Here is an 11,488-nt window from a genome sequence, read left to right on the forward strand (position 1 = left end):
ATCCTATCCCTCATCTATTTAGTATACAAATCATCGTAGTCTATAATGTTTGGAGTTAAGGTACATCTAGCTAACAATTATTCAGCTTCTCTGATTTCATCAGCTATATCTTTATAGTCAATGTCAGCATCAGTAAATGATTTAGCATCTACTGGGAAGTGTTGTTCAAATGTTTCAAAGTTTTGTATTTCAACAGTCACATCATCCACTTCAAAGTCTAAAATATGACCACCGAAATCACGATCATCATTTGCAAAGTGAATATGGAAACCTGCAGAACCAATACCATGGAATAATTCTGGAGTGAAGAAACCTACGATTGAACCTTTGATATTTTCACGTGTTTCTTCAGGTTGTCTACGAGCTGAATCAATTAAACGTGTGTATGGAGGTTCTTGACCAGGCATCATACGTACATGCATTTTTTTAAACGTTCCTGAAATTTTAACTGCTGAGAACATATTTTCACTTGTCATTTGTTTTTTAACTTCATCGAATACTTCTTCTTGATTTTTATTAGAAGTTTTAAAACTTGAGTCTGACTTGAATTTTGTAACTGTTGCATATGGTGTCATTTCGTCGCCTGTCAATTCTATAAACTCTTTATGTTCATTTGCATGATAAGCTTTACCATCAACAAAAATTACTTCTCCATCAGAACCTGTAAGCGTAGCAATACCTAAATCACCATGCTCTAATAAGTCATTAATTGAAGCAGTTCCTTCTAATAAACCTGCCATTAAAGTTCCTAATGTTCCGTGTTGATACAATACATTAGTCATTCATAATCACTCCTATTAATATTCATTACTTGAAGAAACGCATCCTAAGGTAGCCTTTCAACCTTAGAGTGCGTTCTATTAAAATTCAACTTAGTATCATTGATTAATATATTAATTTAAAGCATTGGGTAACATATTTGTAGATAATTTAACATTATCTGCATAGTTAACTGGGATATCAATTAATACTGGTCCATCAGTTTCGTAACCCTCTTTAAGTGCTGCCTCTAATTCTTCTTGATTAGTCACACGTAATCCTTTAGCGCCAAATGATTCTGCATATTTTACATAATCAACTGGTCCAAATTCTACACCTGCAGAGCGTTTGTATTTCATTTCTTCTTGGAATTCAACCATGTTATAACGACCATCATTCCAAATTAATTGAATGATATTTAAGTTTTTACGTACTGCAGTTTCTAATTCTTGTCCTGAGAATAGGAAACCACCGTCTCCAGCTACAGAAACAACTTGTGTATTTGGACGTACAAGTGCAGCTGAAATAGCCCATGGAAGTGCAACACCTAAAGTTTGCATACCGTTACTGAATAGTAAATGTCTAGGATTGTAACTTCTGTATTTACGAGCCATCCAAATGTAATGGCTTCCCACATCTACAGTTACAGTAGTATCATCAGTTAAAACTTTTTGCATTGTTTCAATGATTTCAACTGGGTGCATCACACCTTCTTTGTGAGTTGCTTTAATTCCAGTTGCTTCTATGATTTCGCCTCTTAATTTTTCAAGTTCATCTAAATGATCTTGATTAATAAATGGTTCATTTACATGTTCAGAAATCATATCGATTGTACTTGCAATGTTTCCAATTAACTCTTTAACTGGTTGCATGTAATTTGTGATTTCAGCATGTTCTTCGTCGACATTGATGATTTTAGTATCTAATTCTTTATTCCAGTTACTTGCTTCATATTCAATAGGGTCATAACCGATTGTGATAACTAAATCACTTTTTCTAAGTAATTCGTCACCCACTTGGTTTCTAAATAAACCAACACGACCGAAGAAGTGATTTTCTAATTCGCGACTAATTACGCCGGCACCTTGGAATGTTTCAACAACAGGTAAATTTGTTTTTTGAACTAAACGGCGAATAGCTTCTGTTTCAGCTTGGCTTGAACTTCTCATTCCAGCTAATAATACTGGGAATTTAGAATTTTTAATAGCCTCAATCACTTCATTAATTTCTTGTTCTGAAGGTACACCAAGATGTGGTTTTTGACATAATGAAATTGCATCAGCTTTGACAGGTGATGAAATAACATCTTGTGGAATACTGATAAAGCTCGCTCCATTTTTACCTGAAGTAGCTGTACGCATTGCATTCGTAATAACCTCTGATAGTGATTCTGGATCTTGTACTTCTGCACTATATTTAGTTGAGGATCTAAGTAATGATGCATTATCAATACTTTGATGTGTTAAACGTAATAAGTCATTTCTTTTAACTTGACCACCGATAGCTAATACAGGGTCACCTTCAGAAGTTGCAGTTAATAAACCAGTAGTTAAGTTACTTACCCCTGGGCCACTTGTAGTAATAGCCACACCTGGTTTTCCTGTTAAACGACCAATACCTTGTGCAATCATCGCTGCATTTTGTTCATGACGCGTAACGACTAATTCAAGATCGTCATCCTCTAGTGCATTAAATAAGTAGTCGATTTTTGCACCTGGAATACCAAATACATACTCAACTCCATTATTTTTTAAAGTATCAATTACCATTTGTGCTGCAGAATATTGTTTTTCCGCCATTTATATTCATTTCCTTTCAAAAATTAAGTTCATTCAAAACATCTTCGTCATTCTTATAAGTTTTAAACTAAATGTTTTATAGAATCATAAGTGTCTTCTAAAGTTTTCACTGATTTTTCTAGTAATTGTAGTTCGTTATCATTTAATGGTGTTTCATAAATTTTAACTGCACCATTTTGATTGATAAGTGTTGGTAAGCCAAGATAAACATCTTTAAATCCATATTGACCATTAAGTTGACTAGAAACTGTCAAAATACTATTTTCATTATTTAATAAAGCTTTAGAAATACGTAATAATGCTAGAGCTATACCATAATACGTAGATCCTTTAGCTTGAATGATGTCGTAAGCAGCATCTCTTGTATTAATATAAATTTCATTCGCTTTAGCATCGCTACCAGTTTCTTCTTTCAATGTATCATACACTGAAATACCTCCAACGTTTGCTTGAGACCAAACTGCAAGTTCAGAGTCACCATGTTCACCTATAATGCTAGCGTGAACACTACTTGCAGTAACACCTAATTCTTTACTTATTAAATATCTGAATCTTGCACTATCAAGCACTGTACCAGAACCAATAACACGTTCAGCTGGTAAACCTGTAACTTCTTTAACATAACGTGTTAAAATATCAACTGGGTTTGCAGCAATTAAGAAGAAACCATCAAAGCCACTATCCATGACACTAGTTACGATACTTTTCATGATTTTAGTATTTTTCTCAACAAGTTGTAAACGAGTTTCACCCGGTTTTTGAGGTGCACCTGCTGTAATAACAACTAAATCTGCATCTTTACAATCTTCATATTCTCCGGCTTTTACAGTCACTGGTGAAGCACTGTAAAGTGCACCATGGTTTAAATCTTTAACGTCTGCTTCCACTTTATCTTTTGCAATATCAATAATTACAAATTCATCTGCAATTCCTTGAGTCACCATAGCAAATGCATAACTTGAACCTACGGAACCGTCTCCTACTAGAACAACTTTTTTCCCAAATTTTTTCATTTTAACGAACTCCTTCATAATAAAGTTACACAAATAACTGTGTTAGCTTATTTGTATAATATTTCTATTAAAATAACTAGAATTTTACTTCAGTTCAGATATAAAAAATTCATTTTAATGACAATTTTTCAACACTTTTCTGAAGTAATCAACTCAGCGACTAACTTTATTACGTTTATTATTATAGTACGTGACAAAGTATTAATAAAATACATAATAACGATGTTAACCATTCATAAAAGGAATAGGTTTCCTATAGAAAAATGTAATACTTTGTTTGTTCATATATGAAATAAACGAATGTGAGTTAATCGCGGTCTTTTTTCGACAATAAAGACATCAATTCAATACCTTTATTAAAAGACTACCTACTAGGCCATACCCACCTCTATGTATAAACTAACAATTAAATACAATGAATTCCAAATATTTATCAATAAGTATAACGTCAAAGCATCGAAAAATCGTAATTGATTAAAATATCTACCGTCGCATACCTTTTTCAAGAATTTATAATATAAAAGTTTAACATCGGCACATTTTAAAACTAAGCCATCAACTTCCAATACACAAAACACCTGAGACAAATATCAATGTCTCAGGCTCAGTTATTTAAGTATAAACACCTACTTGAAAAGCACACTTCAATTTATGTACTAGTCATTTTAATATTTAAATAGTGGAGCAAGAACTATTAGTGTACCTTAATGAATTTTAAGTGCATATGTACAATACATTAAAAATGTGTTCGTGCCTCTAACATATCTTTGGCGTTATTAAAAATAGACAAGTTGTTATATCGACTTTGATATAAAATCCTTTACTAAGTATTAAGCTATGTTGGTTTCATCTCAGAAATAAATTCGATCCATTTGCGAGTTACATGATTGAGATAAGCATCTTTTCGCCATATCACGCCAAGATGCCATGATAATTCAACATTCTCTAATTGAATGGACGTTACGTTATTCCCCATTAAATTAACTAAACTTTCTGGAACGATACTTATTCCAATTCCTTGTTGAATCATGTTAGCGATAAAGCTAATTTGAGAAATATTAGCAACAGTTTTAGGGTAATAGCCTAGCCTTTTACAATTCTCTATAATTTGATCTTTTAAATAATAATCATCATGAAATAAAACAAACTCTTCATCTTTCAAATCTGCCATGTCTACTTTATTTAAATGTGCTAAGTGGTGGTCATTACTTACTACTAATAGTAATTCCTCGTTATACAAAGAAGTTGAATGAAATTCACTGTGATCTACAGGTAGTGTAGTAATACCAATATCCACATCATCATTAGATGTTAAGTTCTCAACAATTTTACCACCACCCTCAATCACTTCATATGTCACATTAGGATAGAGTCTGTGAAACTGATTCAATGCATTTGTAAACATTTGAACATTCATCATTGGTGATAATCCTATTTTAATATGACCTTTTTGAACGTTCACAATGTCATTCATTTCTAAAGATAATTTCTCGAATAAAGCTAAAAATTCTAAACTATTATCATAAAATGTTTGACCTATATCTGTTAGTTTTATTTGTTTTTGTGACCGGTCAAACAATGTAATATCATATTCATTTTCAATATTTTTAATCGCTTTGCTAATCGTTGACTGCGCAATGTATAAGTGTTCAGATGCTTGCGTCATACCACCTTGTCGTACAACTTCTACGAAATATTTAATTTGTTTAATTTCCATTTATATTCATCCTTAATTATTAACATTTGATTGATAGATATTTCTTCACATAGAACCATCGTTTGATATCTAGCATTTTTTCATCGACATAACTTCTTCAATTATTCATTTACACTAACACTGATTAAACAATAAATCCTTGTATATATTTGTTTCAATTGACTAATACCGATTATTTTTCATCAGTATCACGATGCTCTCTTTTACGATAACATGTTTTACAAATATAGTTACTTTACTAATTTATAAATCATGTGAAGAAATACATGACAAATACCATAATTTAAAACTCCTGTGATATTAACATTCAATTTATATCTTTTTGTCCCTATTGAAATTTAACTATATTAACTTAATCACTGTGAAAATAATTTTTATTAATTTTTCAGAATTTTTAGACAAAACATTTATCTTCTGTGCTATTATATTAATTATCAGAATCAGCCAACTCATTTATCTACATGTAGATGATTTTTAATACGTATTGTTAAGGAATGTTTGCTGACTCATGTTAATAGTAAGTTGATGTTATGGAGGTTTGTTATGGGAAGTTTTTTTAATCGGATGACTCGGAAAGAGAATCCTACTATTTATCAAAATAAAGATGGGCATCTTAAACGCACGCTACGTGTACGCGACTTTCTTGCACTAGGTGTTGGTACAATTGTTTCTACATCTATCTTCACTTTACCAGGTGTTGTCGCCGCTGAGCATGCCGGACCTGCTGTTTCGTTGTCATTCTTATTAGCTGCTATTGTGGCAGGTCTTGTAGCCTTTACTTATGCAGAAATGGCATCTACAATGCCTTTTGCTGGATCAGCTTATTCATGGATTAATGTACTTTTTGGTGAATTATTCGGATGGGTTGCCGGTTGGGCGCTTTTAGCAGAATACTTTATTGCTGTTGCTTTCGTTGCTTCTGGCTTTTCTGCTAACTTAAGAGGTCTTATTGCACCATTAGGTATTTCTTTACCTAAATCATTATCTAATCCATTTGGAAGTAACGGTGGTGTCATTGATATCATTGCTGCTGTGGTGATTATTTTAACTGCATTACTATTATCACGCGGAATGAACGAAGCTGCTCGTATGGAAAATATATTGGTTATTTTAAAGGTGTTAGCCATCATTTTATTTGTGATTGTAGGGCTCACTGCGATAAATTTCAGTAACTATATACCATTTATTCCAGAACATAAGGTTACTGAAACTGGTGACTTTGGAGGTTGGCAAGGTATTTATGCTGGAGTTTCAATGATTTTCTTAGCTTATATTGGTTTTGACTCTATTGCTGCTAATTCAGCTGAAGCGATTAATCCACAGAAGACAATGCCTAGAGGAATCTTAGGATCACTCATAGTAGCTATTGTATTGTTTGTTGCCGTAGCACTTGTTCTTGTTGGCATGTTCCACTACTCTCAATATGCTGATAATGCAGAGCCAGTAGGTTGGGCATTACGAGAAAGTGGTCATGGTATTATTGCTGCAATTGTTCAAGCAATTTCTGTTATCGGTATGTTCACTGCATTAATTGGTATGATGCTTGCAGGTTCACGTCTATTATATTCATTTGGACGAGATGGTTTACTCCCTTCTTGGTTAAGTCAATTAAATCACAAACATTTACCTAATCGAGCACTTGTCTTACTTACAATCATTGGTGTAGTTATCGGATCAATGTTCCCGTTTGCTTTCTTAGCACAATTGATTTCCGCAGGTACCCTTGTTGCATTCATGTTTGTGTCACTAGCCATGTATCGATTAAGAAAACGCGAAGGGAAAGATTTACCTAAGCCAGAATTTAAATTACCTTTATATCCTATTTTGCCTGCAATTACATTTATATTAGTATTGCTAGTATTTTGGGGATTAAGTTTTGAAGCTAAATTGTATACACTGATATGGTTTATTGTAGGTATAATTATTTATTTAATTTATGGAATTAGACATTCCAAAAAGAATGATGAAGAAGCGTATCAAGTACCTAGAGAATAAATGAAAGACCCATAGATTAAATTAAAATATAGGGAGTAGGACAACGAACTCGTTATGAATTCTGTCCCACTCCCTATATTAATATTGTTATTTAGTGTCGAGGCTTTGCTATTCATCTACTTTTTTCTTACCAACCTTGACCACTAATGTCATATTGATTTAATTCTCCTCTTTCCAACTTTTCAAGCGCCTGTTCTATTGTATCTAATGCTTTATCAAGTTGCTTATAGGTAATCACAAGTGGTGGTTGAAATCTTAAAACATTACCCGCAACTGCTATGATAATCACACCATTTTCAAAGCAGTAATTACATATCTTTAATGCTGCTTCAGAATCTCTAGTTTTCTCAATTTTATTTGATACTATGTCTATTCCAATTGATAATCCAATACCTCGAACATCACCTACATATTGGTAACGTTCTATCCATGGGTCTATTCTTTTTCTAACATAATTCCCTTTTTTCCATGAGGCGTTTAGTAAATCTTCATCTTCAATCATCTTTATCGTTGCTAATGCTGCTTCACAACTTACAGGATTTGCACCAGTTGTAAATAAATGTGCAGGTGCTTCAAGACTTTCCATGATTTCTTTACGACCTACAATCGCAGACATTGGTAAACCACCAGCTAATGACTTTCCAAATGTCATTAAATCTGGAGTAAAATGATAATGATCCACGGAACTCCACTTTCCTGTACGACCTAATCCTTGTTGGATATCATCAACTGCAATAAGAATATTGTGAGCGTGGCAAAGCTCTTGTAATGCTTCAAAATAACCTGGTACGGGTTCAAGTAAGCCACCGTCACCTTGAATTGTTTCAACCACAATACATGCCACTTCCTCCGCAGGGACGTATTTTGCAAACATTTCTTTTAAAGGCGCTAAATATTCCTCAACCGTGTTAGGTTTAGCTTGATCAAACATCCCCCTATACTTATCGGGAAAAGGTATATGGTAAAATCCATTAAGTAATGGTCCATAATGCTTACGCATATTCAAACTAATTGAAGACATTGATAATGAACCAAATGTTGAACCATGGTATGCATTGGTAAAACTTATGATGTATGGACGTCCTGTATACGCACGTGCAAACTTTATAATCCCATCATTAGCATCAGAGCCACTTAATCCGAAAGTAACTCTCTTCTCATAATTTCCAGGAGCAATGTCACATAATTTTTTTGATAATCGCACTAACGGTTCATGATACATATATGCCGGTGTATAATGAATGAATTTCTCAGTTTGGTTCTTAATTGCTTCAACTACTGGCTTCGGAGCGTGACCCACATTTTGTGAACTTGCACTTGCTAATAAATCAATATAAGACTTACCCTCTATATCGATTAACGTGGCTCCATAACCATGATCAATAACTAGAGGATAATATTTAATCCGTCCAGAATGTGCAAAATAACGTTCATCTTCATCTATCAAATGACTAACTTTACTCATTGAGTTCCCTCCCAATAATGACTCTTTTTAATATAGCTATCTACATATGAAGCTATAAAACTATCAACTGCTATCGTTTTAAAATAAATCAATACTAATAGGATAGTAATCAATATACTAACAATTTTCAGATTTGTAAATATTTTCTGATAATTAAAAATATTTTCGTTACGAATCTTTTGTGATAAAGAAATATATGTCCTTGAGGCTTAGAAGATATGCTTAAAGGGAATATAAAATAAAATATTTTACGAAGGATATTAATATGAATGGGTTAAAAATATTTTATCATTTATTATACGCAACCACGATTAGCGTGCTATTACTTATTTTAACTATATTAATGGATGTGTTACTACAAAACACACACTTAACTCAGTTATTACTCAATATTGATTTTTTAATCAACCCTGATGAAGTGCCAACAATTATCGAAGTACTGATTCATTTAAGTATCGGAATATTGATTTATATCACCTTTTTAATTATCTATCATTATTCAAAATTCTTGTATCGTCTAGCATACTTACCTTTAGTATTAATATTTGCTTTGATGTATCCACTTCTCGTTTTTCTTGCGCAACGCTCAATTTTTTTCTTTAGTTGGAACGAATTTGCATGGTGGTTAGTTGCACATCTTTTTTTCATTATTTTAATGGCGAGTTGTCTACCTATCATTTCGAAAAAAACTTTATGATTTTAAAACTCATTTCTCAATGTCTTTTACATATTATAAAATAAATATTGGCAGTAGAAACATCATAGATAATTATACTATGATATCTCTACTGCCCTATTAGTTATTCTGGCTCTCCATCTTCATCATACTTCGTTACTTCTCCATCTTTATCGATAATATAAGATCCTTCTAAATGACCTTCTTTATCTGTAAACGAGAACCCCCAACTACCATCACTATCTTTTTCTGGTTCTTTGTAAATATATGTGTCTGTATCTAATTGATGCCCTTCGTAGTCCTCAACTATATCGATAACATTACTTCGTGTCACCGTTACTTCATCAGAACTGCTTGATTGATTTTCCGATTCAGAAGTATCATCTTCATCTTTTAAATTATCGCCAACTGAAAATTGAGTCCTCATCATCTGACTTATCTTATTGATTTCACTTTCACTTGCGTTGTATAACTTAACTGTACGAGCATCATCTATAATGCGCTGAGATTCTTTTTTAGAGTAATCAGCGTCACGCCAACTCCCTTGAAAATGTGATGGTACATTATATATTGTAATTGTGCCATCTCCATTATTTTTATAATAAACTGAACCTGCTGCAGTAACACTTGCTGTTAACAATTCTGTTCCTTCAGGTAGTTTAGCTGATTCGTCTGGGTGATAGGGATCTAAAACTTTATTAGAAATATTTTGATGTACAATTTCTAAATCGTCAAAAGGAAGGTCACTATCACCTCTATAGCTATCTAAAGCAGTTAACCAAACTTGAGCATAGTATTTATTCGAATGGGTATCTTGTTGTGTGTCTTGCTGATTACCTCCTGTTTGATTTCTACTTGTACTTGATTTTGAATCTCTGTTATTTTTATCCCCTGATTGTTGATCATCATTTATCGTTGAGCTTCCTTTATTATCACTATCTCCAAGACCACAACCGGCTAATATTAATACTGTAAACGCACATATCATTGCTAATTTCTTCAATTCAAATACTCCCCTACATTCTAATCTATTTAACACAACAAAATAAACCACTTTATAAAATAATTATAAACTAACTATTTTTAAAAATGTACAACAATTTAACAGATTATTAAAAATTCGCTATTTACTAAGCAATACTTGACGTCTTTTTTACTGCTGTATCATCAGCAATGATTTATAATTATTAAGATTTTTAACGTATCTTAAAATTTGTATTTGAATTCTTTTAAACCACTATTATCTCGCTATCAAGGTGCTAAACTATAATCGTAAAGTAATTTAAATACATCATATATCATCAATTCGAAATGGGGTTATCAATGTGAAAAAGATTTCTCTAATTGCAACGACTGTATTAACAGGATTATTATTATTTCCAAGTGTCAATGACACAACGACACATGCAGCCGAAGTAACATCTCAAGATGCACAAGCTGTAGCAATTCAAGCTATGAAAAATAGTGGTGGCAATCCGGACTTACAAAATTTCAAAAAAGTTAAGGATAAAGGGGATTATTTCACAATTGATATCAATAATAAATCTGGTGCAGGTGTCGGTACTTATAAAGTATACAAAAATGGTGTGGTGCTATATAAAAGTGGAGATTATGGAGAATATAGTCAACTCAATACACCACAATGCTATGTTGCACAAGATATTGCTACAACATCTTCACAAGTAAAACAACACTCTACTCAACAGACACAAGCAGTGGATAGCACACGTGAACTCAATTCATATTACGTAGGTCAAGTTCAATCTTCTGACTTACCACAACAAAGCTCATCTGATATGCTACCGAATACTGGTATGAAAGATAAAAATTTCAATACAAATGGTATAATAAGTCTATTTTTACTCACTGCTGGTTTCATTGCACTTTACCATCAACCTTTACGTAAAATGACATAGTTCTTTGAATATCATTTTGGGATAGTATGATGTTGCACCACGATGATGTCTGAATTCAGTCTTAGGAATTGTTTCTACAAAATCGTTTGTGGAGATAAGAACTGAAGTTTTCTTTGGTAAAGTAAGTTGAGTCATATTATAATCTTTA

9 protein-coding genes are annotated in these 11,488 nt (G+C 32.7%); 3 read left to right on the forward strand and 6 right to left on the reverse strand.

Annotation, left to right across the window (positions count from 1 at the left end):
* Positions 1-77: 77 nt before the first annotated feature.
* The 4 genes from budA to HMPREF2663_RS10855 form a co-directional block, all read right to left on the reverse strand.
* Positions 78-782, reverse strand: coding sequence for an acetolactate decarboxylase (budA, locus tag HMPREF2663_RS10840; RefSeq protein WP_070592521.1), 705 nt, complete (start codon positions 780-782; stop codon positions 78-80).
* Between the two features lie 111 nt (positions 783-893).
* On the reverse strand, positions 894-2,558 hold the full coding sequence (gene alsS / locus HMPREF2663_RS10845; protein WP_002447054.1) for an acetolactate synthase AlsS: 1,665 nt from the start codon (positions 2,556-2,558) through the stop codon (positions 894-896).
* Between the two features lie 62 nt (positions 2,559-2,620).
* On the reverse strand, positions 2,621-3,571 hold the full coding sequence (locus HMPREF2663_RS10850) for an L-lactate dehydrogenase (protein WP_002490664.1): 951 nt from the start codon (positions 3,569-3,571) through the stop codon (positions 2,621-2,623).
* Between the two features lie 835 nt (positions 3,572-4,406).
* On the reverse strand, positions 4,407-5,288 hold the full coding sequence (locus HMPREF2663_RS10855) for a cidABC operon transcriptional activator CidR (protein WP_002447052.1): 882 nt from the start codon (positions 5,286-5,288) through the stop codon (positions 4,407-4,409).
* Positions 5,289-5,831: 543 nt separating this feature from the next.
* On the opposite strand from HMPREF2663_RS10855, the gene HMPREF2663_RS10860 reads away from it, so the two are divergent.
* Positions 5,832-7,283, forward strand: coding sequence for an APC family permease (locus tag HMPREF2663_RS10860; RefSeq protein WP_002495972.1), 1,452 nt, complete (start codon positions 5,832-5,834; stop codon positions 7,281-7,283).
* A 127-nt stretch (positions 7,284-7,410) separates the two neighbouring features.
* Here the strand turns inward: HMPREF2663_RS10860 and HMPREF2663_RS10865 are convergent, their stop codons facing one another.
* Positions 7,411-8,748 (reverse strand): aspartate aminotransferase family protein, encoded by a 1,338-nt coding sequence (locus HMPREF2663_RS10865; RefSeq protein WP_002447050.1) that lies wholly within the window; start codon positions 8,746-8,748, stop codon positions 7,411-7,413.
* Between the two features lie 265 nt (positions 8,749-9,013).
* Here HMPREF2663_RS10865 and HMPREF2663_RS10870 point away from each other — a divergent pair, with 265 nt between their 5' ends.
* Positions 9,014-9,445: a hypothetical protein gene (locus tag HMPREF2663_RS10870; protein ID WP_002447048.1), complete on the forward strand. Its 432-nt coding sequence runs from the start codon at positions 9,014-9,016 to the stop codon at positions 9,443-9,445.
* Between the two features lie 103 nt (positions 9,446-9,548).
* Here the strand turns inward: HMPREF2663_RS10870 and HMPREF2663_RS10875 are convergent, their stop codons facing one another.
* Positions 9,549-10,427, reverse strand: coding sequence for a hypothetical protein (locus HMPREF2663_RS10875; protein ID WP_002496704.1), 879 nt, complete (start codon positions 10,425-10,427; stop codon positions 9,549-9,551).
* 322 nt (positions 10,428-10,749) lie between these two features.
* Between HMPREF2663_RS10875 and HMPREF2663_RS10880 the strand changes: the two genes are divergently transcribed.
* On the forward strand, positions 10,750-11,340 hold the full coding sequence (locus HMPREF2663_RS10880; protein WP_002447847.1) for a hypothetical protein: 591 nt from the start codon (positions 10,750-10,752) through the stop codon (positions 11,338-11,340).
* The last annotated feature ends 148 nt before the right edge of the window (positions 11,341-11,488 follow it).

The sequence above is a fragment of the Staphylococcus sp. HMSC077D08 genome, from assembly GCF_001837945.1.
GTDB classification, from domain to species: domain Bacteria; phylum Bacillota; class Bacilli; order Staphylococcales; family Staphylococcaceae; genus Staphylococcus; species Staphylococcus epidermidis.

Bases quoted from the DNA above. Each gene is read 5' to 3' on its own strand.
- HMPREF2663_RS10860 (WP_002495972.1), top strand. From the start codon at position 5,832: ATGGGAAGTTTTTTTAATCGGATGACTCGGAAAGAGAATCCTACTATT.
- HMPREF2663_RS10850 (WP_002490664.1), bottom strand. From the start codon at position 3,571: ATGAAAAAATTTGGGAAAAAAGTTGTTCTAGTAGGAGACGGTTCCGTA.
- budA (WP_070592521.1), bottom strand. From the start codon at position 782: ATGACTAATGTATTGTATCAACACGGAACATTAGGAACTTTAATGGCA.
- HMPREF2663_RS10865 (WP_002447050.1), bottom strand. From the start codon at position 8,748: ATGAGTAAAGTTAGTCATTTGATAGATGAAGATGAACGTTATTTTGCA.
- HMPREF2663_RS10870 (WP_002447048.1), top strand. From the start codon at position 9,014: ATGAATGGGTTAAAAATATTTTATCATTTATTATACGCAACCACGATT.
- HMPREF2663_RS10855 (WP_002447052.1), bottom strand. From the start codon at position 5,288: ATGGAAATTAAACAAATTAAATATTTCGTAGAAGTTGTACGACAAGGT.
- alsS (WP_002447054.1), bottom strand. From the start codon at position 2,558: ATGGCGGAAAAACAATATTCTGCAGCACAAATGGTAATTGATACTTTA.